General features: G+C 37.2%; 27 protein-coding genes, 2 pseudogenes and 2 other annotated features. Of the genes and pseudogenes, 28 read left to right on the top strand and 1 reads right to left on the bottom strand.

Annotated elements, in window-relative coordinates; genetic code table 11:
• Positions 1-8 precede the first annotated feature (8 nt).
• The 3 genes from ispD (at position 9) to CKV67_RS01145 (ending at position 3211) form a co-directional block, all read left to right on the top strand.
• Complete coding sequence (ispD, locus tag CKV67_RS01135; protein ID WP_014091762.1) at positions 9-710, top strand: 2-C-methyl-D-erythritol 4-phosphate cytidylyltransferase; 702 nt, start codon at positions 9-11, stop codon at positions 708-710.
• 42 nt (positions 711-752) lie between these two features.
• The gene (gene gltX / locus CKV67_RS01140) at positions 753-2228 is read left to right on the top strand and encodes a glutamate--tRNA ligase (RefSeq protein ID WP_014091763.1); all 1476 of its coding nucleotides are present in this window, start codon (positions 753-755) and stop codon (positions 2226-2228) included.
• Between the two features lie 221 nt (positions 2229-2449).
• The gene (locus tag CKV67_RS01145; RefSeq protein ID WP_369944038.1) at positions 2450-3211 is read left to right on the top strand and encodes a DeoR/GlpR family DNA-binding transcription regulator; all 762 of its coding nucleotides are present in this window, start codon (positions 2450-2452) and stop codon (positions 3209-3211) included.
• Here the strand turns inward: CKV67_RS01145 and CKV67_RS01150 are convergent.
• A pseudogene (locus tag CKV67_RS01150) lies at positions 3131-3943 on the bottom strand (glycyl-radical enzyme activating protein); the annotation flags it as partial. The gene CKV67_RS01145 and the pseudogene CKV67_RS01150 sit on opposite strands and share 81 nt — an antisense overlap.
• A 559-nt stretch (positions 3944-4502) precedes the next feature.
• On the opposite strand from CKV67_RS01150, the gene CKV67_RS01155 reads away from it, so the two are divergent.
• The 25 genes and pseudogenes from CKV67_RS01155 (at position 4503) to CKV67_RS01275 (ending at position 23823) form a co-directional block, all read left to right on the top strand.
• Positions 4503-5252 (top strand): N-acetylmannosamine-6-phosphate 2-epimerase, encoded by a 750-nt coding sequence (locus CKV67_RS01155; RefSeq protein ID WP_014091765.1) that lies wholly within the window; start codon positions 4503-4505, stop codon positions 5250-5252.
• 1 nt (position 5253) lies between these two features.
• Positions 5254-7080 (top strand): annotated as a pseudogene (locus CKV67_RS01160) (pyruvate formate lyase family protein); the annotation flags it as partial.
• 93 nt (positions 7081-7173) lie between these two features.
• On the top strand, positions 7174-7536 hold the full coding sequence (locus tag CKV67_RS14715) for a glycine radical domain-containing protein (RefSeq protein WP_231923526.1): 363 nt from the start codon (positions 7174-7176) through the stop codon (positions 7534-7536).
• A gap of 54 nt (positions 7537-7590) precedes the next feature.
• A complete protein-coding gene (locus tag CKV67_RS01165; RefSeq protein WP_014091766.1) occupies positions 7591-8046 on the top strand; it encodes a PTS sugar transporter subunit IIB in 456 nt (151 codons plus the stop codon).
• Positions 8047-8064: 18 nt separating this feature from the next.
• Positions 8065-8835, top strand: a complete 771-nt coding sequence (locus CKV67_RS01170; protein ID WP_014091767.1) for a PTS mannose/fructose/sorbose/N-acetylgalactosamine transporter subunit IIC — start codon at positions 8065-8067, stop codon at positions 8833-8835.
• Positions 8825-9655 carry a PTS system mannose/fructose/sorbose family transporter subunit IID gene (locus CKV67_RS01175; protein WP_111190007.1) on the top strand — a complete coding sequence of 277 codons (831 nt, stop codon included), beginning with the start codon at positions 8825-8827 and terminating at the stop codon, positions 9653-9655. Before CKV67_RS01170 ends, CKV67_RS01175 begins: the two co-directional genes overlap by 11 nt.
• 12 nt (positions 9656-9667) lie before the next feature.
• Positions 9668-10084, top strand: a complete 417-nt coding sequence (locus CKV67_RS01180) for a PTS sugar transporter subunit IIA (protein WP_014091769.1) — start codon at positions 9668-9670, stop codon at positions 10082-10084.
• A gap of 135 nt (positions 10085-10219) precedes the next feature.
• Positions 10220-10447, top strand: a binding site (T-box leader).
• Between the two features lie 72 nt (positions 10448-10519).
• Positions 10520-11134, top strand: coding sequence for a serine O-acetyltransferase EpsC (gene epsC / locus CKV67_RS01190; RefSeq protein WP_014091770.1), 615 nt, complete (start codon positions 10520-10522; stop codon positions 11132-11134).
• 6 nt (positions 11135-11140) lie between these two features.
• Complete coding sequence (cysS, locus tag CKV67_RS01195) at positions 11141-12556, top strand: cysteine--tRNA ligase (protein WP_014091771.1); 1416 nt, start codon at positions 11141-11143, stop codon at positions 12554-12556.
• Between the two features lie 2 nt (positions 12557-12558).
• On the top strand, positions 12559-12969 hold the full coding sequence (locus CKV67_RS01200) for a Mini-ribonuclease 3 (RefSeq protein WP_014091772.1): 411 nt from the start codon (positions 12559-12561) through the stop codon (positions 12967-12969).
• Positions 12969-13724 (top strand): 23S rRNA (guanosine(2251)-2'-O)-methyltransferase RlmB, encoded by a 756-nt coding sequence (gene rlmB / locus CKV67_RS01205; RefSeq protein ID WP_014091773.1) that lies wholly within the window; start codon positions 12969-12971, stop codon positions 13722-13724. Before CKV67_RS01200 ends, rlmB begins: the two co-directional genes overlap by 1 nt.
• 2 nt (positions 13725-13726) lie before the next feature.
• Entirely contained in the window at positions 13727-14239 is a 513-nt protein-coding gene (locus CKV67_RS01210) for an NYN domain-containing protein (protein ID WP_014091774.1), read from the top strand.
• Between the two features lie 80 nt (positions 14240-14319).
• Entirely contained in the window at positions 14320-14925 is a 606-nt protein-coding gene (locus tag CKV67_RS01215) for an RNA polymerase factor sigma-70 (RefSeq protein ID WP_014091775.1), read from the top strand.
• 103 nt (positions 14926-15028) lie between these two features.
• A complete protein-coding gene (rpmG, locus tag CKV67_RS01220) occupies positions 15029-15178 on the top strand; it encodes a 50S ribosomal protein L33 (RefSeq protein ID WP_003728079.1) in 150 nt (49 codons plus the stop codon).
• Between the two features lie 19 nt (positions 15179-15197).
• The gene (secE, locus tag CKV67_RS01225; protein WP_003745331.1) at positions 15198-15377 is read left to right on the top strand and encodes a preprotein translocase subunit SecE; all 180 of its coding nucleotides are present in this window, start codon (positions 15198-15200) and stop codon (positions 15375-15377) included.
• A gap of 128 nt (positions 15378-15505) precedes the next feature.
• The gene (gene nusG, locus CKV67_RS01230; RefSeq protein ID WP_014091776.1) at positions 15506-16039 is read left to right on the top strand and encodes a transcription termination/antitermination protein NusG; all 534 of its coding nucleotides are present in this window, start codon (positions 15506-15508) and stop codon (positions 16037-16039) included.
• Between the two features lie 57 nt (positions 16040-16096).
• A complete protein-coding gene (locus CKV67_RS01235) occupies positions 16097-16567 on the top strand; it encodes an Imm63 family immunity protein (protein WP_014091777.1) in 471 nt (156 codons plus the stop codon).
• Positions 16568-16691: 124 nt separating this feature from the next.
• Complete coding sequence (rplK, locus tag CKV67_RS01240; protein ID WP_003718336.1) at positions 16692-17117, top strand: 50S ribosomal protein L11; 426 nt, start codon at positions 16692-16694, stop codon at positions 17115-17117.
• Positions 17118-17156: 39 nt separating this feature from the next.
• Positions 17157-17846 (top strand): 50S ribosomal protein L1, encoded by a 690-nt coding sequence (gene rplA, locus CKV67_RS01245; protein ID WP_010989382.1) that lies wholly within the window; start codon positions 17157-17159, stop codon positions 17844-17846.
• Between the two features lie 48 nt (positions 17847-17894).
• Positions 17895-18039, top strand: a sequence feature (ribosomal protein L10 leader region).
• Positions 18040-18094: 55 nt separating this feature from the next.
• On the top strand, positions 18095-18595 hold the full coding sequence (gene rplJ, locus CKV67_RS01250) for a 50S ribosomal protein L10 (protein ID WP_003723030.1): 501 nt from the start codon (positions 18095-18097) through the stop codon (positions 18593-18595).
• A 78-nt stretch (positions 18596-18673) separates the two neighbouring features.
• Positions 18674-19036 carry a 50S ribosomal protein L7/L12 gene (gene rplL / locus CKV67_RS01255; protein ID WP_003718339.1) on the top strand — a complete coding sequence of 121 codons (363 nt, stop codon included), beginning with the start codon at positions 18674-18676 and terminating at the stop codon, positions 19034-19036.
• Between the two features lie 152 nt (positions 19037-19188).
• On the top strand, positions 19189-19794 hold the full coding sequence (locus CKV67_RS01260) for a class I SAM-dependent methyltransferase (RefSeq protein WP_003731083.1): 606 nt from the start codon (positions 19189-19191) through the stop codon (positions 19792-19794).
• A gap of 346 nt (positions 19795-20140) precedes the next feature.
• A complete protein-coding gene (locus tag CKV67_RS01265) occupies positions 20141-21319 on the top strand; it encodes an RNA-splicing ligase RtcB (RefSeq protein ID WP_025279716.1) in 1179 nt (392 codons plus the stop codon).
• Between the two features lie 144 nt (positions 21320-21463).
• Complete coding sequence (locus CKV67_RS01270; protein WP_025279717.1) at positions 21464-22459, top strand: LacI family DNA-binding transcriptional regulator; 996 nt, start codon at positions 21464-21466, stop codon at positions 22457-22459.
• A 137-nt stretch (positions 22460-22596) separates the two neighbouring features.
• Entirely contained in the window at positions 22597-23823 is a 1227-nt protein-coding gene (locus CKV67_RS01275) for an extracellular solute-binding protein (RefSeq protein ID WP_014091780.1), read from the top strand.
• Positions 23824-23833: the final 10 nt, after the last annotated feature.

A 23833-nucleotide genomic window follows, 5' to 3' on the forward strand; every position in this document is an offset into this window, starting at 1 on the left:
AAACAAGCATGAATTATGAGCTGGTTTTTTTAGCAGCAGGACAAGGCAAACGCATGAATGCGAAACAAAATAAAATGTGGCTAGATTTAGTTGGAGAACCAATATTTATTCATGCATTACGTCCTTTTTTAGCGGATAATCGTTGTTCAAAAGTGATTGTTGTATGCCAAGAAGCGGAAAGAAATCATGTGAAAAATTGGATGCAACAGTTAGATGTTGCTGAAAAACGCACAGAAATTGTCAAAGGTGGAAGCGAGCGACAATTCAGTGTAGCTGCTGGTCTGGAACATTGTGGTACAGAGCAAGTAGTTCTTGTACATGATGGGGCGAGGCCGTTTGTAACACTTGATATTATTGATCGTCTTCTTGATGGTGTCAAAGCGAATAAAGCTGCTATTTGTGCAGTGAAGGTCAAAGATACGGTCAAACGAGTTACAGATAGTATCGTGCAAGAAACTGTTGACCGAGAAAATCTTTGGCAAGTTCAAACTCCGCAAGCCTTCGAGTTACACATTTTACAAAAAGCACATCAGCTTGCTAAGGAAGAGCAATTTCTTGGAACGGATGAGGCGAGCTTGGTTGAGCGGATACCTATTCCAGTTTCGGTTGTTCAAGGAAGTTACTACAATATTAAACTCACCACGCCAGAAGATATGCCGCTTGCGAAGGCAATCCTGGGAGAAATTACGAATATGAAGAAGCAGATCTAGTAAAAAAATCTTACTTGAAAATATTTGAAGGAGTGAATAATTGTGAGCGAAACAAAACGTGTACGTGTACGTTATGCGCCGAGTCCAACTGGATTTTTGCATATTGGGAATGCGCGTACAGCCTTATTTAACTATTTATTTGCAAGACATAATGATGGAGACTTTATTATCAGAATTGAAGACACGGATGCTAAACGTAACGTGGAAGACGGAGAAGAAAGCCAAATGAAAAACCTGAAATGGCTTGGTATAGACTGGGATGAAGGAGTTGATGTCCCTGGAAAATACGGACCTTACCGTCAATCTGAACGTCAATCCATCTACGAACCACTTATTCAAAAACTTTTGGATGAAGGCTTGGCTTATAAATGTTATTGTACAGAAGATGAATTAGAAGCAGAACGCGAAAAACAAAAAGCAAATGGTGAAATGCCTCGTTATAGCGGGAAATGTCGCCATTTAACAAAAGAACAACAAGTAGAAAAAGAAGAGCAAGGCTTTAATCCAAGTATTCGTTTTAAAGTACCTGCAAACCAAACGATTACTTTTAACGATATGGTAAAAGAGGATGTTTCTTTTGAATCGAATGGTATTGGAGACTTTGTTATTGCGAAAAAAGATGGTATTCCAACATATAATTTTGCAGTAGCAGTAGATGATCATTTAATGGAGATTTCTCATGTGCTTCGCGGAGATGATCACATTTCCAATACACCGAAACAATTACTTATTTATAATGCTTTTGGTTGGGAGCCACCAATTTTTGGTCATATGACTCTTATTGTAAATGAAAGCAGACGTAAATTAAGTAAGCGTGACGGTTCGATTATTCAATTTATTGAGCAATATCGTGATTTAGGTTATTTGCCAGAAGCGTTATTTAATTTTATTGCAATGCTTGGTTGGTCCCCAGAAGGCGAAGAAGAAATTTTCTCTAAAGAAGAATTCATCCAAATGTTTGATCCAAAACGTCTATCTAAATCACCAGCGTTGTTTGATAATGTTAAATTAACGTGGGTGAACAACCAATATGTGAAGAAATTACCGCTAAATGATGTCGTAGAGCTTTCTTTACCACATTTACAAAAGGCCGGAGTTGTTTCTGAAGAGTTAGACCAAGCTGAACTTAATTGGGTACACAAGTTAGTTTCGCTTTACCATGAACAAATGAGTTATGGTGCGGAAATCGTGCCACTTTCGGAAATGTTCTTTGCGGATGCGGATTCGATTACTTTTGATGAGGAAGAAAAAGCGGTTCTTGTAGAAGAAACTGTTCCAACTGTTATCTCAGCTTTCAAAAAGGAATTGGAAGCTTTAGAAGTTCTAGAAGCTACTGAAGTAAAAGCGGCTATCAAACGCGTTCAAAAAGAAACTGGTGTCAAAGGTAAAGGGCTATTTATGCCAATTCGAATTGTGACTACTGGTGAAATGCACGGTCCTGAATTGCCACTCGCTATTGAAGTGCTTGGCAAGGAAAAAGTGATTAATCGATTAGATACATGGCTACAAAATAACTAATACACCCCCCTTGTAACAAAGGTATTATCTATGTTGCGAGGGGGGTTGCATTTCATGAATTTATAAAGTAGATAGTTTGAAAATGACGCAATGTCTTGAGTTTGTGAGAAAGAGAATATATACTAAGATGAGCGAATGAATCGTAAATTAAATTTAGAGAGTCCTTGATTATTTAAATCGGCATATTTTAAGTGTAATCAATTATAAGGTAGGGGGAAATAGTGTTGCTAGCTAAGGAACGATTACTATATATATTAAAAAGGCTACATGATCAACCATCGATATCGGTAACTGACTTGTGTAAAGAATTGGGTGTATCAAAATCCACTATCCAACGGGATCTTAAAGCGCTTGAGCAAGATGGAAAGGTCGATCGAGCGAGAGGTGGAGCTATCCAAAAAAACTTTGATGAAACGATGAGTGATCTTACAGAGGTACCTGTTTTAGATAAGTTAGGTGTTCATATTAAAGAAAAACAGGCTGTGTGTAAGGAAGCTGCCAAAATGATTAATGATGGAGATTTAGTTTTTTTAGATTCGGGAACAACACCTGTCCAACTGTTGCCCTATTTACAAAATAAAAGAATTAAAGTTGTAACTAATAGTTTTTTTCTTTTATCGCGTTTATCTATTCCAAATGGAAGTATTTATATGCTGGGGGGGGCTTATAATCCTAAATACGAAACATGCTATGGACCAAGTACTATAGAGCAAATCAAAGAATTTAGATTTGATAAAGTTTTTATTGGTGCGAATGGTGTAGACCTAGATTTAGGTGAGGTTTATGCTAGTGAATTTGAAGTTGGAGCTTTAAAGAAGGCTGTAATGGAAAGAGGCAAGCACTCGTATTTATTAGTTGATCATTCTAAATTTTCTTTAACAGGCATAAGTACTTTTGGTTATTTAAACCAATTTGACAAAATATTTGTGGATGATTTTCCTACTGATAAGAAGAATTATAAAAATATAGTGATTTCTAAATAAAGAGGATGGAAAGGTGGATATAGCCTTTCCATCTTTTTTTAGGCGATTTCGCAATGGATTCCATGTGAAATAAATATTTTTTTTGTGCAGAAGCAGGTCCGTGGTGCTTAATTGTGGTGTGGTTGTAAACTCATATTTTCTGCCAAGGAATTTATACTTACTCTTGCCAAATTGGTGAAAAGGGAGTAATTCTACTGCTTGGATATTAAGGGAGCTTAGTAATAGGGCAAATTGTTCTGAGTCAGCAAGAGAATCATTGTATCCAGGGATAATCGGTATTCGTAAGAGCATATCTTTATCTGAAAGACTTGCTAACTTAAGATTTTCAATTATTGGTTCTAACTTTACACCTGTTTTATCCCTGTGTTTTTCGCTGTTGTAATGTTTGATATCCATTATGAGTAGGTCAACGTTTTCTAATAATAACAGAAATTTTTCTTTGGAGGAGTATGCAGAAGTTTCACAAGCTGTGTGTATTCCATTTTCCTTGCACTTTTTTAGGAATTTAATGACAAAAGGTAACTGAGCTAAAACTTCGCCACCAGTTACAGTGACCCCGCCGCCTGATTCTGCGTAATAATCGATGTCTTTTAGGACTTCTGACATTATCTCGTCTACTGTAAGATAATCTCCAGTGAGTATATTCTTCTTTTTGATATTGTCCCACATCCATGCTGGTAAACGCTTTTGGGACTCGGGATTAGAACACCATGTACATTGTAAGGGGCAGCCTTTAAAAAAATGGTTGTTCTAATACCGGGACCATCATGAATACTAAAACGTTGAATGTTAAAGACACAGCCTTTTGTATCTACTATTTTAATCACGCCTTTCTATGTGTATTTATAACTTAAACTAAGTATAACTGTAAAATTTAATAAAATAAAGTTCAAAATGACTTAATTTGATTTAAAATGATTTATTTGGGTAATAATTAAGTTTTTTGAATGGTGAGGGTTAGTTTGAAAATTGATAAATCCTTATTAAATATGGCTTTTTGTAAAATATTACTTATTTTAAATTCTTTTTCAAATAAATTATAGTTAGTTATTTGAAGCAAGGACATCCGTTTTTTGGATTTTTTGACACAGAATGATTTAAAATGACTAAAAAAGACTTGAAAAGGTTTTTTCGAAGGTGATATACTGAACAAGAAATGTGAAAGGGTATTCATAATTCGTTTTAATCATATTAACACGCGTTTTTTGAGTTAAGAATGTAAGGTTATATTCGCTTGGATTTAGTGAAAAATGAAATTCATTAAGAAAAATTACTCAAAGGAGAGAAACGTATGAAAACAAGTAATCAAAAAAATAAAGCTTTATTAGAATCGTTGAAAGGTGGTTTGGTTGTTTCTTGTCAAACGCAAAAGGATGAACCAATTTATACGGATGATATGGTAGTGAAAATGGCTGAGTCAGCTAAGTGGGCTGGCGCAGTAGGTATTAGAGCAAACTCGCCTGAACAAATTCGGTTAATTAAAGAAAAAGTAGATTTGCCGATTATTGGTCTTTGGAAAATTTGGAATGATGATACGGATGTTTTTATTACTCCGACATTACAATCGTGTAAAGACATCTGGGAGGCTGGAGCGGATATTATCGCTTTAGACTGCACTGGTCAAATAACTCATGAAGGGACCGTTGCTTGGGATTTGCTACCGATAGTGAAGCGTGAAATTCCAGATGCACCAATTTTTGCAGATATATCGAATTATGATGAGGCGAGACGAGCGATTGATAATGGGGCAGATATCGTTGCACCAACTTTGTATGGATACACAAAAGAAACAAAACATATTGAAGAACCGGATTTTAGAGAATTTGCCCGAATGTGCCGCGATTTTAAAGATGAGGCCTATGTAATGATGGAAGGACACATCTATTCGCCGGAAGATGCAATGAAAGTATTATATCTAGGGGCACACTCAGTAGTTGTAGGGAGTGCGATTACTAGACCTCACTATATTGCTAAAAGATTTGTTGATTTGTTGGGAGGTTATCAAGACAATTGGCGAGATGCTGAAAGGAGTAAACATTAGGATGAAAAAAACAAATATTGTCGGTGCTCAAAATGTAGAAGTAAGTATCAAGCTACCAAGTGAAAAAACGCCGCAAGAACAACTAGCGATAATGGAAGAATATACTCGTGTTCACAAAGAGTCAAAAGGTCTTTCCAAAGAAAAACGAGAAATTAATTGCCTTAAAGTTATTTATCCGACGTTGTTTCGGAGTATTGAAGAGCAGGACTTATTAGCGGGACGTTTGGATTTTTTGCCAATTGGTTTTGGTTGTGTTACTTCTCTTGGTGGAGTAGGACATTATTGTGTGTTTGATAAGCTGTTGAAATTTCGTGAAGAGCTTTCTTTGGTTGAAGATCAAAAACGCGTTGATGAGATGTATTCATACTGGGAAGAGAATGATGTCAAAGCGCTTTATTGTAAAGATGTACTAACGGAAGATACAGTAGGCCGTTTTATTGATTGCGATTTCCCTCTGATGGCGACAGCTAGACTAAGTGGGATGATGCTTGATTATCCTAAGCTTTTAGATAATGGCATTGAAGGTTTGAAAACACTAATAAAAGAAAAACAAGTTGTATTGGGTGATAACGAATTTTTTACCGCATCCATTGAATCGTTGGAACTTTATCAACAGGTCGTAGATTTTGAAAGGGAATTAGTTCAAAAGGCAATGCTTCAAGTTTCACCAGAACGTCGAAAACAATTAGAAATGATGGATAATGATTTAGAAGTTGTTCGTAGTCAAAAACCTAGAACCTTTCATCAAGCGTTACAAATGGTCTAGCTATATGCTTTGCTTGCTGGATGTATAAACTACGGTAGATTAGACGATTATCTTGGACCATATTTGAAAAACGACTTAGATAATGGTGTTATTACTGAAGAAGATGCATTTGATTATCTGAAATCTCTTTGGAATTTAATTGAAAATCGGAGAACTACAGTTAATGGCCGAATTATTGTGGGGGGATATGGAAGGAAACACCCGGAAGCGGCAGATATTTTTGCGAAAATTGCGATGAAAGTAACGCAAAAATGTAATTATGTAGAGCCGCAATTTACGTTAAGGTTCAATAAGGAAACATCAGAAGAAATCATGGATATGGCATATGACTGTATTGGCAGTGGCGCAACATACCCTACACTTTATAATGATGAGGTGAACGTGCCAGCTGTTATGTATGCAATGCGAGTGGATCGAGAAGCAGCAGAGCAATATGTGCCGTTCGGATGTGGAGAATTTGTAATTCAAGGACAGAGTGTAGGTACCCCGAATACTTTGCTTAATCTAGTGAAGCTGTTGAATATCACATTGAATAACGGGATAGACCCGATAGATGGTGTGAAAAAGTCTGGTCCTGTTCAAATAAAAGATAATAGTGAGTTTCATACTTTTGATGATTTGTATAATAATTATAAAGAATTACTAGATTACTATTTTGATCTCTCGGTGGATGCGCAATATTATAGTTATGAACTTATGAATCAAGAAGTTTCATTTCTGTTTGCTAGTATTCTGATGGATGATTGTATTAGTAAAGGGAGCGCTATTCTAGATGGAGGTATTAGGTATCTTGGTGGAACGAATGAAACTTACGGAAATATAAATACAAGTGATACCCTTACAGCGATTAAAAGCTTGGTTTATGAGCAGCGGAAATATACTTTAGCTGAATTAAATGAAGCGGCACTTAAGGATTTTGCGGGGTATGAGAAAATACGTGAGGATTTGTGGAGTCAAGGTAAATATGGTAATGACCTTAAAGATGTCGATGAATTAGCCAATGATTTTTATGAATATGTCGCAAAAGGGATTAGAGATAGAGGTATTGAGAAAGGAATGGATTATTATCTAATTGTTATTAGTAATAATCAAACAAATACGGAATGGGGACGAAGAACTTCTGCTTCTTTAGATGGACGTTATTCGGGAAGGTTTATGAATCCAGCTAATAATCCTCAAGGTGGGGCTGCTACGAGCGGACCAACAGCTGTATTGAATTCACTGTCTACCTTTGATGCTAAGTATCATGGAGGGGCAGTTCAAAATATTAAATTTACCCCTAATATGTTTAATAAAAATAGACAGCAAATTAAATATTTATTTAACACTTACTTCAAAAGAGGTGGTTGTCATTTAATGGTGACAATTGTTGATCATGGGGGTTTGGAAGATGCGCAAAAACATCCAGAGAAATATCCTAATTTAATAGTGAGAGTCAGCGGTTTTAGCGCAGTGTTTGTTAACTTGGATAAAGATGTTCAAGATGAGTTGCTTAGTCGAACGTTATATGATGAATAGATAACTTTAACAAAAAATGAAAGCGCTATAATTTCAACATCAGGAGGAAAAGAAATGTTTATTAGAGTAGATGACAGATTAGTACACGGGCAAGTAGTTACGGCGTGGATTAAACAACTTAACGCCAAAAAGATTTTTGTTGTAGATGATTTAGCAGCTAGTAACCCAATTATTTCAAAAGCACTAATTATGGCGACCCCGAAACATGTGGAATTAGTTATTAAAAGTGTAGAAGATGCAAAAACGAGTATTTCTGAATTAAATGAAGAGCAAACGATGCTTATTACAAAAGCTCCAGTAAATGTTAATGCTTTAATTGAAGCGAATGATAGCTTTAATTGGACGATAAACGTTGGAAATATTGGGATGGCTAAAGGGCGCGAAAAATTTGCGCAAACGGTACATTTAGATGAGGAAAATCTTGCGGCAATTAATAACTTAAAAACAAAGAATAATGTCGAAATATTTATGCAAACTGTACCAGGACAATCGATAAATAAATTTGACTAAGCATCTAGGAGGAAAACTATGACGTTAATACAAGCAATTTTAATAGCCTTATTTGCATATTTAGGATGGATTGCCAGTCCGTGGTTAGGTGGACAAGGTATTTCATATCATGTTTTTGGAAAACCACTTGTTGCGGGACTGATAGTTGGTATCATAATGGGGGATGTAACTAATGGTGTAATAATTGGGGCGACTATCAATGCTTTATATGTTGGTGCAGTTACTCCTGGTGGGGCGATGTCATCAGATATCACTTTTGCTGGGTATGTAGGGACAGCATTAGCGTTATCTACTGGTGTTACCGCAGATATGGCAGTATCTATAGCAGTTCCGTTAGGGCTGATAGGGACATTTGTGTGGCAATTATTCGCAACTATTAATTCTGTGTTAGTTCATAAAACAGATGAATACGCTGCGCAAGGTAATGTGGCAAAACTGACATTTATGACAATAGGTTTGCCTCAAATAATTGCATTTGTTTTAAGATTCTTCCCGGCGTTTTTAGTACTTTATTTTGGGGCTTCAGCTGCTTCAGAAATTGTTCAATATATTCCAGATTGGTTAACTAATATTATTACTGTAATTGGTGGTATGTTACCAGCGTTAGGTATGGCTGTTCTTCTTAAGATGTTATTAACTACAAGATCTTTGATGGGATATTTTATTGTTGGTTTTATAGCGGTAACAGCATTAAAGCTTCCAATTTTTACGATTGCAGTTATTGGAGCTGCCTTAGCAATGATTAGTTTCCTTAATAAACCAAAAGGAGAGTATGCAGATGTCGACTAAAACAAAAGAAGTTGAGGTAACTAAAAGAGATATATATAAAGTTGGTCTTAGGTGGTTGATGTCTAATACATCTGCTTGGAATTGGGAGCGAATGCAAAATGTAGCATTTGCTTGGAGTATGGTCCCTGTTTTGAAAAAAGTGACCGATGGAAGTAAGGAAGAAATGGGTGAAGCTTTAACCAGACATATGAACTTTTTTAATACAGAGCCAACGATTGGAGCGCCGCTGGTAGGATCTGTTGCGGCTATGGAAGTTTCGAAAGCAAATGGAGAAGATATTCCAGATGATGTCTTTAATGCAATTAAATCTGGGCTAATGGGACCAATGGCGGCTTTAGGAGATTCCCTTTTTGCGAGTACAGGGAATGCCTTATTGTTGAGCTTTGGAATGGGGTTAGCGTTAGATGGTAATGTTTTAGGACCGATTATTTTTTTAGTCGGTTGGACGGCAATCACACTTGGTTTTTCTATGTGGGGCGTTCAATTTGGTTTCCGTGAAGGAATGAAAATTATGGATTCAGCTATTTTTTCTTCTGCTATGATCCAAAAAGTAACAGCCTTCTTATCTATTTTAGGTTTAACGGTTGTTGGCGGATTATCGGCCCAGTTCGTTTCTCTATCAACATCTATCTCGTGGACTAGTGGAGAAAGTACGACGAAACTTCAAGAAATACTAGATGGTTTGATGCCGGGATTATTACCTTTTATATTGGTTTTGGTTGTTTGGTATTTACATGATAAGAAAAGTGTTTCTGTGATGAAATTATTAGTTATCCTAATTGGTGTAGGAACAATGGGATCACTTTTACACATATTTTAATGGAGGTTTTGTATGGAGAATAACATGAGTAACATCATAGTGATGACGCATGGTGAGTTTGCGGAAGGTATTGTTAAATCCGCAGAAATGATAATTGGCGAGCAAAAAAATTTGAAATCTGTCACATTTCACCCGGAGATGTGTTTGGATAGTTTGGTTTTAGAATTTAAAACTAAAATTAAAGAGTTTAATAATGATTACCCGTGCTTGATTTTTGTGGATTTATTTGGAGGATCACCATCCAACGCAGTGGCGATACTTTTAGCAGAAAAATACGATATTCAAGCAATTGCCGGAGTTAATTTACCAATGCTTCTAGAGGTTTTGGGAGGAAGGACGATTTTTCCGATTGATATTTTAGTCAAACAGGCTGAAATGGCAGGAACAGAAGGTGTAGTAAACATTGTTAAACGTTTTTTAGAAGATTAAATATCGCTTTTCATAGAAGTAAGTTTTTGGTATCTAAAAAATAATGATGGCGCTTCGTTCGCGAGGCGCTTTGTTATTTTAATATATTTCAGTTGCAAGGATTTTTATTGCTGTTATAATAGAACTAAATATATGGAAAAAGTGCTGATAGGAAGAAGTACGGAATTTTAAGCTTGTAGAGAGAGTCGCCATGGCTGGGAGCGACTTAGCTGAACGCTCCCGAAATGCCTCCTTGAATTCTGGTGGGAATTTTAGTATCACCAGACGAAATGTGGGTCGTTACCCCCGCCCCTAGAGTTGGAGTATCTGCCAGAAATTTGGCAGAACTCAAGTCAGAGTGGAACCGCGCAAAGCGTCTCTGTAGTAGAGGGGCTTTTTTTGTTGTTTTTTAAGGCTAATGAAAAAACGTACTAACTTGAATAAGGAGGCAACAAAATGCCAACTCGCTTAAAAGAAGATATTGCAACAATTATAAAAAATGATCCTGCAACAAAGAGTTTTTTTGATGCTTTTTTAACTAATCCTGGACTTCACGCGCTTTGGTGGCACCGGGTGGCGAACTTTTTTTATCGTCATAAAATGGTTTTATTTGCTAAAGTGTTATCGCAAGTGGCGCGTTTTTTAACTAATATAGAGATTCACCCAGGAGCAACGATAGGTAGGCGTCTCTTTATTGACCATGGTGCGGGAATTGTTATTGGAGAAACAGCGGAAATTGGTGATGATGTAACGATATTTCATGGAGTCACACTTGGGGGGACAGGGAAAGATTGCGGAAAACGTCATCCAACAGTTGGTGATGGCTCACTAGTTTCAGCTGGAGCAAAAGTACTTGGACCAGTCGAAATTGGAGCAGGTTCGCGAATTGGAGCGGGAGCAGTGGTTTTAAAAGATGTTCCACCGGGCGCAACAGTTGTCGGGATTCCAGCTAAAGTAGTTCGGCTTAATGGACGGACAGTAGGCCACGCGGTTCCAAAGATGGATGAACTTAATTTACGAATTGCTGAATTAGAAAATATAGTAGAAAAACTTTTGAAGGAAAAGGAGTAGATTGGATTGTCGATACAAATTTTTAATACGTTAAAACGAGAGAAAGAACCCTTTAAACCGCTGAGAGATGGCGAAGTAAAAATGTATGTATGTGGTCCAACTGTATACAATTACATCCATATTGGGAATGCGCGTCCGATTATTGTATTTGATACAGTTCGACGTTATTTCACGTATCGTGGGTATGATGTGAAATTCGTATCTAATTTTACTGATGTGGATGATAAACTAATCCATGCTGCAAAGGAGTTGAAGCTAACAGTTCCAGAAGTAGCGGATCGTTTTATTGGAGCTTATTTTGATGATGTCGATCAACTGAATGTCGCAAAAGCAAGTGTAAATCCTCGTGTAACGGAAAATATGGATGAAATTATTCAGTTGATAAGCACATTAATTGAAAAAGGCTATGCGTATGAGTCAGCTGGAGATGTATATTTCCGCACGAAAGAGTTTAAAGATTATGGTAAACTATCTGGACAAGCATTATCAGAATTGCAGCACGGGGCTAGAGTTGAGTACAATGAACGTAAGCGAGATGAACTCGATTTCACGCTTTGGAAAGCTGCAAAACCAGGGGAGATTTTCTGGGAAAGTCCGTTTGGAAATGGTCGTCCTGGTTGGCATATTGAATGTTCAGCGCTTGCTAAAAAATATCTTGGTGACACGATTGATATTCATGCTGGCGGGCAAGATTTGATTTTCCCTCATCACGAAGACGAAATTGCGCAATCAGAAGCAGCGACAGGTAAAACATTTGCTAACTACTGGATGCATAATGCTTTTTTAAATATTGATGGCGAAAAAATGTCTAAATCGCTTGGGAATTTTATTACGCTCCATGATGTTCTAAAAGATAATGATCCAAATGTCATTCGCTTCTTTATGCTGTCCGTACATTACCGGAAACCTATTACGTTAAATGATGCCATTTTAGAAGATGCAAAAAATGGATTGGAACGTTTAATGATTGCTTATCAAAACATTGACCATCGTATTCAAACTGATGATGGGGAATATGTGGAAGAAGCTCATCAAGACGAATGGTTAGAGCAATTAACCGAATTGAAACACGCTTTTGAAGAAGATATGGATGATGATTTTAATACAGCAAATGCAATTACAACATTCCATGAACTTGCAAAGCGAGCGAATATTTATCTGTCGAAAGAAGTTGTCTCCGTTAATGTATTGCGCGAATTCCTAAGTATGATGCGTTTATTTGCCGAAGTTTTAGGGTTGAAACTAGAGAATGCGAAAACAGATTCGCTTGATGACAATGAAGTAGAAGCGCTGATTGAAGAACGATTACAAGCTAGAAATGAACGTAATTTCGCACGAGCTGATGAAATTCGAGACATTTTAAAAGAAAAAAATATTATTTTGGAAGACACTGCGCAAGGCACGCGGTTTAGACGGGGGTAAATATGGCAGAAGTTAAAGAATACAAACAACTTAATGGTCTCGCACTTGCTTATATGGGCGATGCTGTTTATGAAAAATTTATCCGCGAACATTTGCTAGCTGCTGGTAAAACAAAGCCTAATCAACTGCACAAAACAGCCACAAAATTTGTATCGGCTAAAGGTCAAGCCGTGGCACTAAAAAAAATGATAGCAGATGATTTCTTAACAGAGGAAGAAGCGGCGGTTGCTAAACGGGGACGAAATGCAAAGTCGTACACTGTTCCGAAAAATACAGATCCTGCAACATATAGTATGTCTACATCATTTGAAGCGGTACTTGGGTATCTTTATTTAGCAGGGCAACTCGACCGACTTCAAGAGTGGATGGAAAAGGCGATTGAAATAGTAGAAAAAGGAGTGGAGAATAGCTAATGGAACAAGAAAATGAACAAGAATGGATTGGCGGTAGAAATCCAGTTCTCGAAGTATTGCGTTCAGATAGAGATATTCATAAAATTTATGTACAAGAAGGCGTGCAAAAAGGTATTTTAAAGCAAGTTTTAGCCTTAGCAAAAGATCGCAAAATTCAAGTTCAATTTGTACCAAAACAAAAAATTGAAAAAGTAGTTAGTGGTGCACATCAAGGAGTTGCAGCACAAGTCGCAGCCTATCAATATGCAGAACTTGATGACTTGTTTAATGCAGCTGAAGCAAAAGGTGAAATGCCGTTCTTTATTATTTTAGATGAATTAGAAGATCCACATAATCTTGGCTCTATTATGCGGACGGCAGACTCAGTTGGGGCACATGGGATTATTATTCCGAAACGACGCGCAGTTGGTTTAACGCAAACTGTAGCAAAGGCTAGTACTGGTGCAATGGAATATGTACCAGTTGTTCGAGTGACGAATATGGTACGGACAATGGAAGAATTACAAAAACGAGGCTTATGGATTTTTGGAACAGATGCAAATGGTAGTAGTGATTACCGGACAATGGATGTGGACATGCCACTTGCGATTGTTATTGGTAGCGAAGGCTTTGGAATGAGCCGTTTAGTTAGAGAAAAATGCGACTTTTTAGTTCATTTGCCAATGCGCGGAAAAGTGACCTCGTTAAACGCTTCTGTTGCAGCTAGTATATTGCTTTATGAAGTTTACCGGAAACGTTTCCCACTGGAGAAATAACGATGGAACAGATTCTACTTGTTGATGGATATAATGTGATTGGGGCTTGGCCGGAATTGAGCTATTTGAAAGATCGGGACTTAGAAGCGGCGCGAGATAAACTTATCGAATGGATGGCTGAGTATCAAAGTTACACGGGTTATCGCGTGGTAGTTGTTTTTGATGCGCAGTTTGTTCGTGGGGTAAAGCGGAAAAGTATGAAACACCAAGTCGAAGTTGTTTTTACACACGAAGATGAAACAGCAGATGAATTTATCGAACAAAAAGCTATCGAATGGAAAGACGCCCGAACTCAAATTATTGTTGCCACATCAGACTATACAGAACAATGGGCAATATTTGGTCAAGGAGCGCTACGAATTTCTTCTAGGGAACTACTTTTTGAAATTCAAGAAATGAGTAAAAAGATTGGCCAGAAAATCAAGCGAATCCAAGAAAAAATGCCAAAATCAAACCTCAATATAGATTCTGACGTTATTTCCCAACTTGAAAAGTGGCGTAGAGGCGAGAAGTAAGGGATTGACGGAGAGTTTTTAGCTATGTATAATAAAGCAACCTAAGAAGAAATCCTGTTGAAAAGGAGCCGAGTAGCTTAGTGAATAATTCAATAAATCAAGAAGAGATGAAGATGCTTGAACTAGCTAGAAGCGGTGATACGGACGCATTAGAATATTTTTTCAGTAAGTACCAATCAGTTATTTACTGGAAATCAACGCAATATTTTTTGCAAGGTGCAGAGCGAGATGATTTAATTCAAGAAGCGATGATTGGGTTATTTAAAGCGATTCGTGATTATGATCAAACCAAAGAAGCTTCTTTTCGTTCTTTTGCGGAAATGTGTATTAACAGGCAACTTCTTTCAGCGGTAAAACGGGCTTCACGGCAGAAAAACATTCCACTTAATAATTCTGTTTCACTAGATACCCCTATGGCCGAAGATGATGTAGACTGGACTTTGCTGGATGTTATTTCCGAAAAAGCAGCCGAAACCCCAGAAGATTTTTTAATCAAAAATGAAGATTTAACTCATGTAGCACGAAAGTTAGAAGAAGTTACAAGTGAATTTGAAAAAGAAGTTTTAAAACAATATTTAGAAGGGAAAAGCTATCAAGAAATGGCGGTCTTCTTCAACAAAAAAGAAAAGGCAGTTGATAACGCCTTGCAACGAGTCAAAAAGAAAATGATGAAGCAGTTTGACTAAGAAAACAATTGACTAGAAATGAGCCAAGTGTTATATTTATATGGATGAAATGTGCCTATTTTTTGGCATGGCATATTTAATGATTGCGGAGTTGAGATAATTTATGAAGAAGAAAACATCCCTCGCTTGTTCTGAGTGTGGTTCGAGAAACTATACTGTTAATGTCAGCGGGACGCAGAAAGAAACTCGCTTAGAAGTGAAAAAATTCTGCCGGCACTGCAATAAACATACATTACATCGAGAAACAAAATAGACGATATGGAGGTTTTGGTATGTCTGCAATAGCAAGATTCTTTCGGAACGTTTCATCCGAAATGCATAAAGTTACATGGCCAACTAGAAAAGAACTTTTAACATATACAGTAACAGTAGTTATTACAGTTATCTTATTTGCTGTATTCTTTATGGTTATTGATTTCGGGATTGAACAATTAATTCAACTTATTATGTAGTACTAGGAATTTTATTAAGAAAATGATATACTGTTAATTGAGACAAAACCCGTACAACTTTCGGGTTTTTTATTTTGGATTATACTAAAAGGAGGATGGCGGCAAAATAGGATGCAGCCAAACAAACAATGGAAAAAAATTGGTATGTAGTTCATACTTACTCCGGTTATGAAAATAAAGTCAAAGCAAACTTAGAAAAACGTGTAGAATCAATGGGCATGTCAGATAAAATATTCCGTGTTATCGTACCGGAAGAAGAGGAAACAGAAGTAAAGAACGGTAAAACAAAGACAATTAAACGTAAAGTTTTCCCTGGTTATGTACTTGTGGAAATTGTAATGACAGATGATTCTTGGTATGTAGTTCGTAATACGCCGGGTGTTACTGGCTTCGTCGGTTCATCAGGTTCTGGCTCAAAACCAACGCCACTACTTCCAGAAGAAGCAGACCGTATCTTGAAAAGCATGGGTATGGTTGAAAAACGTGCTGAAGCTGATTTCGAAATTGGCGAAACAGTTATGGTCAAAGAAGGACCATTCGCGGACTTCTCTGGTAAAGTGGACGAAATGGACAATGATAAAGGTAAAGCGAAAGTCATGGTTAACATGTTCGGTCGTGAAACGCCAGTCGAAGTTGATTTCAATCAAATCGAAAAAATCTAAAACGAACAACCTCTACGAAAAATCGTGGAGGTTATTTTTATAGAAAAGAGGCACGAGATGAAGCGAGCTAAAGAAATCTATTTAGAATTAAAACGAGAAGCTTACTTTTTCGACCTTGATTTTCCTTTGTTTTTAGGCGATGGACCAGGTTCAGGAGAATTGTGTATGGATTACAACGGGCAGGACGGATATATACTTTATGGTTACGAACGTGGTAAACGCACTAGCGAATTTAAAACAGCCGATTTGGAAGAATTTAGATATGAAGTTTTTTTACATCTTTGCTGGTATATGGGAATGGAATTTGAATTGCGCCATCGAAAGGAACACATCAAACGAGATGATAATATTCTTGAAACCGACACACGGAAAATTGCTTTTGAAAAAACATTACAACTATTAAATGAAGTCAATCCGGCGTGGCTAGATAAAGCTGCTATAGGGTACACGGGTTATTTAAATCTATGGCGTAAGCAGCAAAATGTATACTTTGATAAAAACACGATGGAGTTTAAAGTAAATTCATAAAAAATCTTGCAACTAATTGGTTAAAATGGTATCATATATAAGTACGTTTTTACGTATGTTTTAACGTGGGAGGGGAAATATCAGCCCCAGTCAACCACATCACGGACTTAAGGAGGTATGTCTCGTGGCAAAAAAAGTGATTAAAGAAGTTAAACTTCAAATTCCAGCAGGTAAAGCAAATCCTGCACCTCCAGTTGGACCTGCATTAGGTCAAGCTGGCGTAAACATCATGGGATTCTGTAAAGAGTTTAATGCTCGCACAGCCGATCAAGCTGGTCTTATTATTCCTGTTGTGATCACTGTATTTGAAGACCGTTCGTTTACGTTCATCACTAAAACTCCACCAGCAGCTGTATTACTTAAAAAAGCAGCTAAAGTGGAAAAAGGATCCGGTGAACCAAACAAAACAAAAGTTGCATCTGTAACTCGCGCTCAAGTACAGGAAATTGCTGAAACAAAAATGCCAGACCTTAACGCTGCAAATGTTGAATCTGCAATGCTAATGGTTGAAGGTACTGCACGTTCTATGGGTATCACTATCCAAGACTAATCGTGTGTTTCACAATTTGACAATTAAGGAGGAAAAGAAATGGCTAAGAAAGGCAAAAAGTATCAAGATGCTTTAAAACAAATTGATGCAAACAAAGTTTACACTGCAGAAGAAGCAGTTGAACTTGCTAAAAAAATTGACTTCGCTAAATTTGATGCAACTGTTGAAGTAGCATTCCGTCTTGGCGTTGACCCTAAAAAAGCGGACCAACAAATCCGTGGTGCTGTTGTATTACCAAATGGTACTGGTAAAACTCAACGCGTATTAGTATTCGCAAAAGGTGAAAAAGCAAAAGAAGCTGAGGCTGCTGGAGCTGATTACGTTGGTGAATCTGAATTCGTTGAAAAAATCAACCAAGGTTGGTTTGACTTTGACGTTATCGTTGCAACACCTGACATGATGGGTGAAGTTGGTAAATTAGGCCGTGTCCTTGGACCAAAAGGTTTAATGCCAAACCCTAAAACTGGTACAGTAACTATGGACGTAACTAAAGCAGTTAACGAAATTAAAGCTGGTAAAGTAGAATACCGTGTTGATAAAGCTGGTAACGTCCACGCTGCAATCGGTAAAGTATCTTTTGATGCTGCTAAACTAGTAGAAAACTTCCGTACTGTGAATGACGTTCTACAAAAAGCAAAACCTGCTGCTGCGAAAGGTACTTACGTGAAAAATCTTTCCGTAACAACTACTTTCGGACCTGGAATCAAAGTCGACCCAGCTAGCTTATAAAATTTAACTTGACCAGCCCCTTGTCTTTTGATAAGATAGGCTAGTTGAAACAATCAAATATCCTTACCGTAGACAGTTGGCGCGTTTATCGCTTAAATTTTGCCACCCGAGGGATTTCTTTTGAAGTGTGCGTCCGCGTGCATTTTACAAAAACCTCTGATGTCTACGGTGTCAGAGGTTTTTTGTTGCTGATCAAACGGAACTTGTGTCTGTTTAATTAGATTTAATTGTTGGACGGAGGTGGAAAAATGAGTAAAGTTCTTGAAGCTAAACAAAGTGCAGTAGAAGAAATTAAAACAAAATTATCAGCTAGTGCGTCTACAGTAATTGTTGATTACCGCGGTTTAAACGTTGGCGAAATCACTGAATTACGTAAACAATTGCGTGATGCTGGTATTGAGTTTAAAGTTTACAAAAACTCACTAACTCGCCGTGCTGTTGAAGCTAACGGTTATGAAGGTTTAGAAGGAGCTCTAACTGGTCCTAACGCAATCGCATTCAGTAATGAAGACGTAGTTGCGCCTGCGAAAATTCTTAACGATTTCGCTAAAGATCATGAAGCACTAGAAATCAAAGCCGGTGTTATTGAAGGTAAAGTTGCTTCTCTTGAAGAAATTAAAGCACTTGCAACACTTCCATCACGCGAAGGATTGCTATCTATGCTTTGCAACGTACTTCAAGCTCCAGTTCGCGGTCTTGCTATCGCTACTAAAGCTGTTGCTGACCAAAAAGAAGGACAAGAAGCATAATCTGTTCTACCCAGGGGAAACCCTACAAACAAATCTCGGTTAAATCCGAAAAAATTATATTATTGGAGGAATTTCAAAATGGCTTTAAACATTGAAGAAATCATTGCTTCCGTAAAAGAAGCATCTGTATTAGAACTGAACGATTTAGTAAAAGCAATCGAAGAAGAATTTGGCGTAACTGCTGCAGCTCCTGTAGCTGTAGCTGCTGCTGGTGGCGCTGCTGCTGAGCAAACTGAATTCACTGTAGAACTAGCATCTGCTGGCGAATCTAAAATCAAAGTTATCAAAGTGGTACGTGAAATCACTGGTCTTGGCTTAAAAGAAGCTAAAGAATTAGTTGATAACGCTCCTAAAGCTCTTAAAGAAGGCGTAACTAAAGAAGAAGCTGAAGAACTTAAAGCTAAACTTGAAGAAGTTGGCGCTAACGTAGAAGTTAAATAATTAGTTTGAAGACCTTGGATACTCGTTATCTAAGGTCTTTTTTTACGCAATTAACTAGGTTTAAGACGAGTTGCCAAAAATTCCTTTTAAATATACTTTAGATCGAGGTTTTATGCTAAAATAACTAGAGATATGAAAGGAAGGTGCGGTTCTTGACTAATAATCATTACTACACAAACGATGAAACAATTAAACACAACCGAAAAACATGGCAAGTGATGTTAAAAGGTTTTAATATGAGTTTTACAAGTGACAATGGCGTATTTTCCAAAAATACGGTCGATTTTGGTTCGAAATTATTGATTGAGTCTTTTGAGTTAGAAACGAAAATAGGAAAAATCTTGGATGTTGGTTGTGGTTATGGTCCGATGGGGTTAACGGTAGCGAAAGCGTTCCCTGATAGCCAAATTGAAATGGTGGACGTTAATTTGCGCGCACTAGAACTTGCGAAAGAAAATGCGGAAATCAATAAAATTACGAACACGCATATCTATGAAAGTTCGGTTTATGATAGCGTAACTGCGAACGATTACCAAGCGATTATTAGTAATCCGCCAATTCGTGCAGGGAAAAGAATAGTTCATGCGATTTTAGAAGGTGCTTACGATCACTTGCAAGAAACCGGAGAACTTTGGATTGTTATTCAAAAGAAACAAGGCGGCCCATCTGCTGAAAAGAAAATGGAAGAAGTTTTCGGCAACGTTGAAACAGTGGCAAAAGATAAGGGCTATTTTATTTTCAAAAGCGTTAAAAATTAAGTTGTATCAAGTGCGGAAACGTGCTAATATAGAAATACATTTTACCAAGAAAGGACTGAGGGATATGCTTAGAATGAAAGATATACTAGAAAAAAACAACCAATCAAGACAGAAGATAATAGGTATTTCTTTAACGTTCCTGCATAGCCAACCGGTGTCTTTTCAAGGTAGCGTCCGTTAAAAGTTACGTCCTTCAATCTTTCTTGATTGAGGGACTTTTTTTATACCTAAAAATAAATTTGAAAGAAGTGAGTCGAATGACAATAGGAGAACTGGAGAATTTTAACAGCTAGGAAGAGAAGTGGAGACTTTCATTTCTCTATTAAACAGAAAATGAGGAATAGAAATGCTAACATTAAAAGGAAAATATAACGAAGCGAAAGTTTTTACAGATAATGTGGACGACAATACCATCGGGCAAATTATTACGCTGTGTAATCAACTGTTTGCGAAGGATAGTAAGATTCGGATCATGCCCGACACGCACGGTGGTAAAGGCTGTGTGATTGGAACGACAATGACAATTCAAGATAAAATTGTACCGAATTTGGTTGGAGTAGACATCGGTTGTGGACTGCATGTAGTGAAACTAAAACCTGGAAAGTTAAAAATGGACTTTGATAAGCTAGATAAAGTTATTCGCGAACGAGTGCCATCCGGAAGCAAAACGCACGATAAGCCTGTAGATGAATTTGATTTGGAAGGTATAGTTGCGCCAATTCATCACGGCTGGGCAGCTAGAAGTATAGGGACGCTTGGTGGCGGGAACCATTTTATTGAAGTGAATCAAGGTTCTGATGGTATTTACCTTGTAATCCATAGTGGAAGTCGGGTGCTTGGTAAAGAAATCGCAGAATACCACCAAGAAGTAGCTTATAAAAGATTAGACATATTGCGTAAAGAATTGAAATTAGACGCAACTGCTGCGAAAAAACGCGGCAATTTAGAAATGGCCAACAACTTGAACGGTGAGCGTGAGCAAGTGAAATTGGATTATGACTTATCTTATGTGACGGGCTCTGATTTAAACAATTATTTAAATGACATGGAAATTGCACAAAAATTTGCAGCGCGTAATCGTTACGTCATGGCAGAAACTATTTTAAAAGCGATGAAGTGGGATAAAGCAGTTGTTTCAGCGTTTGATTGTGTGCATAATTACATTGATATTGATAACCACATGCTTAGAAAAGGTGCGACATCTGCTCAGCTTGGAGAGCAAATTATCATTCCGCTTAATATGCGCGATGGCAGCATTCTTGCAACGGGTAAAGGAAATGCAGATTGGAATTACTCGGCGCCGCACGGGGCGGGAAGGATGCTAAGTCGTTCTAAAGCAAAAGCGCAAATCAGTTTAGAAAGCTATCAGGCAGCAATGAAAGACGTTTGGACTACTTCTGTTTCTAAAAAAACAATTGATGAAGCTCCAAAAGCCTATAAATCTGCTAAACAATTACTTGCTGATGTAGAAGATACGATAGAGATTCAAGAAATAATTAAACCGTTATACAATTTCAAAGCATGATGGAAAAGAAGCAGCATATATTACTATTTGCTGCTTCTTCTTTTTGTTGTTAGAGTAGTGTTATAAGGAAATAAGTTCTCACTTTTTCTGTAATCTGATATAATAAATTAAAATAGATGAATTTGAAATTTTAGGGAGATAGATATGAATAAAGTGACGAAAATTGGAGATGTAGCAGAGAAAACGGGCTATTCTATAACTACTATTTCTCGAGCAATTAATGGTAATCCAAATGTTTCAGATAAAACAAAAAAGAAAATTTTTGCTGCGATGAAAGAACTGAATTATTATCCTAATAATATTGCTCAACAATTTCGAGGGCAGGGGACTAAGATGATTGGTGTTGTGATTTCCTTTATAACCAATCCTTTTTTTGCGTACCTTGTTGATGCGATTGAACGCTATCTATCTCACAGAGGGTATCAGGTTGTCATGTTGCAAACTTTAGAAAATCCTGCAAAAGAATTACAATTTATCGAGATGTTACAAAAGAAACAGCTAGATGGATTGATTATGGCTAACTTAGAAAATGATACAGAAGAAATTAAATCACTCGTTGAAAGTGGCAAAATTGTTCTTTGTAATCGTTATCTGGGAAATGAAAATTTGACGATTATTAACATTGATGAAACGAAAGCGGCTTATCAAGCAACGAATTATTTAATAAAGTGCGGTTATAAACGCCTTGCCTACTGTACTGGTGGTATTAAAAATAAAAATGATTACCGTTTTAAAGGATTCATGCAAGCTGTAACAGAAAATGGACTTTCTTTTGATGAATCATTGTATTTTGAGAAGTTATTAACCATTAAAGATGGCGAAGAGCTTCTAGTTAATATTTTAGAAGAGAAATCTACTCTGCCGGACGCAATTTTTTCAAATGGTGATACGGTTGCTGCTGGGATATTATATGCTGCAAAAAAATACGGGATAGCAGTGCCAGAGGAGCTAGGAATCATAGGTTTTGATAATCAACCTATAGCGGAAGTTCTGAATCCGGCGTTGACAACTATTAAACAACCAATTAAAGAACTTGGTGAATATTCGGCGCAAGTTCTATTGGCTAATTTACAAGGAACGAGTGTGCCGGTAGCGCCAGACCTTGAAACAAAACTAATAATAAGAGAGACTACCAAGTAAATTCTCTCTTATTATTTTTATGAAAACGGTTGACATTTTGTAAGATAATTGATATTATTTTTACGATATATGAAACCGCTTAAACCAAAATGACAACCGGTTGTCATTTTAAGTGAAGATAAGGAGAATGTTCAAGTATGAAGAAGTTACTTTTGTCCATCAGTATTATTGTCGGTTTAAGTTTGTTGGCTAGTTGTGGTGTAGAAAAGGAATACAAGCCAGATATAAAAGTAAACGAGAAAAATGTTTCTTTAAAAGTTTGGGTGGATTTAAATCAGGGAGATTTTTATAGGAAAGTAGTAGATGATTTTAAAAAAGATCATCCTGATAAGAATTATGACATTACGGTTATTGAATCTGAATCTGGGCGAGCACAAGAATATGTTCAGAAAGATCCAGAAGCTGCGGCGGATGTATTTATAACTCCGAATGACCGTCTAGGACAACTGGTAGAGTCTGGTGCGGTTTACCAATTGACAAAGTATACAGATGATATTAAGAAAAATAATACACCAACCTCCATTCAAGCTGCTACATATCAAGATAAAATGTATGGTTTCCCTGTGACGGCGGAAGCGATGTTTATGTATTATGATAAGCGCGTTTTTTCAGAGGATGATATTAAAACTTTTTCTGGAATAACGTCTAAAGGGAAGCTAGGAATAAATCTTGCGGAAGCTGGCGCGGATTATCGTGAAACTCCTTGGTTTATTGCAAATGGTACATATCTTTATGGTGAGAACGGCGAAGATCCTTATGGGACAACCTTCAACACTCCAGAAGGCGTCCAAGTATTGAACTGGATTGGTGAGTTGAAAAATAATCCTAATGTTGTCGCTGTAAATGCAGATGAGATTAGTGCGCTTAGATCCGGTAAAATAAATGCCGTTTTTAGTGGGGGTTGGAATAAAGATGCGATACGAGAGGTTTTGGGTGAAAATATGGGAGTGGCAGTATATCCAAAGGCCGATTTTGGAAGTGGTCAGGTAGATATGATGGCTTTCCAAGGAAGCGGGATATACTGTGTGAACGCATTTACTAAATCGCCATTAGATGCGATGGAACTAGCTGATTATATTACTAATGCGGATGTGCAGGAAAAAGCTTTTAAAGAGTTAGGGAAAATTCCGAGCAATTTAGAGGCACGAACTAGTTCTACAGTAGAAAAGGACGATGTGGCGAAAGCAGTTATTGATATGACATCCGGAAAGCACTCCGTTTTAATGCCGAAAATACCTGAAATGAACGTTTTTTGGCAACATATGAACCCGCTATTAGTAGATACTTATAAAGGCAAGATTAAGAAAGAAGATTATCCAGAGGCGCTCGATAAATTAGTCAAAGATATTACACCAGCGAAATAGGAAAGTAGGT

This window comes from Listeria ivanovii subsp. ivanovii (genome assembly GCF_900187025.1).
Taxonomy (GTDB): Bacteria; Bacillota; Bacilli; order Lactobacillales; family Listeriaceae; genus Listeria; species Listeria ivanovii.

Coding starts and splice junctions, on each gene's coding strand:
- ispD (WP_014091762.1), top strand. CDS start 9: ATGAATTATGAGCTGGTTTTTTTAGCAGCAGGACAAGGCAAACGCATG.
- CKV67_RS01155 (WP_014091765.1), top strand. CDS start 4,503: ATGAAAACAAGTAATCAAAAAAATAAAGCTTTATTAGAATCGTTGAAA.
- CKV67_RS14715 (WP_231923526.1), top strand. CDS start 7,174: ATGAATCCAGCTAATAATCCTCAAGGTGGGGCTGCTACGAGCGGACCA.
- CKV67_RS01165 (WP_014091766.1), top strand. CDS start 7,591: ATGTTTATTAGAGTAGATGACAGATTAGTACACGGGCAAGTAGTTACG.
- CKV67_RS01170 (WP_014091767.1), top strand. CDS start 8,065: ATGACGTTAATACAAGCAATTTTAATAGCCTTATTTGCATATTTAGGA.
- CKV67_RS01175 (WP_111190007.1), top strand. CDS start 8,825: ATGTCGACTAAAACAAAAGAAGTTGAGGTAACTAAAAGAGATATATAT.
- CKV67_RS01180 (WP_014091769.1), top strand. CDS start 9,668: ATGGAGAATAACATGAGTAACATCATAGTGATGACGCATGGTGAGTTT.
- epsC (WP_014091770.1), top strand. CDS start 10,520: ATGCCAACTCGCTTAAAAGAAGATATTGCAACAATTATAAAAAATGAT.
- CKV67_RS01200 (WP_014091772.1), top strand. CDS start 12,559: ATGGCAGAAGTTAAAGAATACAAACAACTTAATGGTCTCGCACTTGCT.
- rlmB (WP_014091773.1), top strand. CDS start 12,969: ATGGAACAAGAAAATGAACAAGAATGGATTGGCGGTAGAAATCCAGTT.
- CKV67_RS01210 (WP_014091774.1), top strand. CDS start 13,727: ATGGAACAGATTCTACTTGTTGATGGATATAATGTGATTGGGGCTTGG.
- rpmG (WP_003728079.1), top strand. CDS start 15,029: ATGAAGAAGAAAACATCCCTCGCTTGTTCTGAGTGTGGTTCGAGAAAC.
- secE (WP_003745331.1), top strand. CDS start 15,198: ATGTCTGCAATAGCAAGATTCTTTCGGAACGTTTCATCCGAAATGCAT.
- nusG (WP_014091776.1), top strand. CDS start 15,506: ATGGAAAAAAATTGGTATGTAGTTCATACTTACTCCGGTTATGAAAAT.
- CKV67_RS01235 (WP_014091777.1), top strand. CDS start 16,097: ATGAAGCGAGCTAAAGAAATCTATTTAGAATTAAAACGAGAAGCTTAC.
- rplA (WP_010989382.1), top strand. CDS start 17,157: ATGGCTAAGAAAGGCAAAAAGTATCAAGATGCTTTAAAACAAATTGAT.
- rplJ (WP_003723030.1), top strand. CDS start 18,095: ATGAGTAAAGTTCTTGAAGCTAAACAAAGTGCAGTAGAAGAAATTAAA.
- rplL (WP_003718339.1), top strand. CDS start 18,674: ATGGCTTTAAACATTGAAGAAATCATTGCTTCCGTAAAAGAAGCATCT.
- CKV67_RS01265 (WP_025279716.1), top strand. CDS start 20,141: ATGCTAACATTAAAAGGAAAATATAACGAAGCGAAAGTTTTTACAGAT.
- CKV67_RS01270 (WP_025279717.1), top strand. CDS start 21,464: ATGAATAAAGTGACGAAAATTGGAGATGTAGCAGAGAAAACGGGCTAT.
- CKV67_RS01275 (WP_014091780.1), top strand. CDS start 22,597: ATGAAGAAGTTACTTTTGTCCATCAGTATTATTGTCGGTTTAAGTTTG.